The following is a 1,366-nucleotide window of genomic DNA, read 5'->3' on the forward strand; positions in this document are numbered from 1 at the left end:
GCAGACGCAAGACCCATACCCTTCAGTAACGTTTTTATTTTTATCATTATTTTTCTCCTTGAGGGTTAACCAATTATCAATTTCATCGGAACAGTAATAATGCTAGGAAATACTATGAAGAGTATTAGTAGCAAAACATAGGCGCCAATAAAGGGCATGATGCCTTTTATAGCCGCAGACATAGGGACTCGAGAGACCCCACAAACCACATTTAACACATTGCCCACTGGCGGCGTGATTAAGCCAATAGAAGTGTTAATTACGAACATCAAACCGAAGTAGACAGGATCAATCCCAGCCATTTTTACCACTGGCATTAGCAGTGGCACTAAAATCAGAATGGTAGGGCTTAAGTCCATCACCATGCCAACCAAGAACACCAACAACATGATCACCGCCATCAATAAGCGCGGGCTGTCGATCAGTGGTTCCAGCAATTGCGCCAGTTGTTGTGGCAATTGCGCGACGGTAATTAACCAGGCAGCGACCATGGCACAGCCAACCAGAAACATCACCATCGCGGTGGAACGACCGGCTCGGCCTAATACCAAATACAATTTACGGAAGGTTAATTCACGGTAAATAAACACCGACACTAAAATGGCGTACACCGCGGCCACCACCGCCGCTTCTGTTGGTGTAAAGATCCCAAAGCGAATCCCCCCCAGAATGATAAATGGCAGGAACAAAGCCCAAATACCATCTTTTAGTGCGGCTAGGCGCTCTTTAGCAGAAGCCTTTTTCTCCACTGGCAAAGACTCTTTGCGCACCAAGAAATACCATAAAAACAGCAAGGTCAGGCCCATAATTAGCCCAGGAACAATACCGCCAATAAAGAGGTTTTTAATCGAGATCCCCCCCGCAACACCGATCAAGATAAGCGGAATAGACGGCGGGATTACTGGCGCGATAATGCCACCAGAGGCCAATAAGCCAATCGAAGAGCCTTCAGGGTATTTGGCATCACGCATCATCGGATACAAGATACTCACCAAGGCAGCCGCATCGGCCACGGCAGAGCCCGACAAACCAGCAAGTAAAATCGACGTCAGAATGGCCACATAACCCAGCCCTCCTTTACGGTGTCCCACGAATGCATTGGCAAGACGCACAATGCGCATCGACAAGCCACCCACTGACATCACTTCGCCAGCCACCAAAAAGAAAGGAATCGCCAACAAGGTAAAGCTGTCTACACCATTGATCAGCGCATTGGACAAAATGTCCGCACTAAACAAATCCATATGGAACATCAGCGCCATAGAAGACAGCAGTAACGCAAACGAAACCGGTAGACCCAATAAAATAGAGCCCATTAACACGACCAAGAAAATCGTTAATGTCATTCTTCGTCCTCCATATCCAT

Annotated in this window: 1 protein-coding gene; it reads right to left on the reverse strand. The window is 47.3% G+C overall.

All coding sequences use genetic code 11. From position 1 onward, the window contains the following. Positions 1–65: 65 nt before the first annotated feature. Positions 66–1,366: TRAP transporter large permease subunit (locus tag DFP81_RS18080; RefSeq protein ID WP_245959214.1), on the reverse strand; the 1,301-nt coding region annotated here is incomplete at its 5' end.

Source organism: Marinomonas pollencensis, assembly GCF_003387375.1.
Lineage (GTDB): Bacteria > Pseudomonadota > Gammaproteobacteria > Pseudomonadales > Marinomonadaceae > Marinomonas > Marinomonas pollencensis.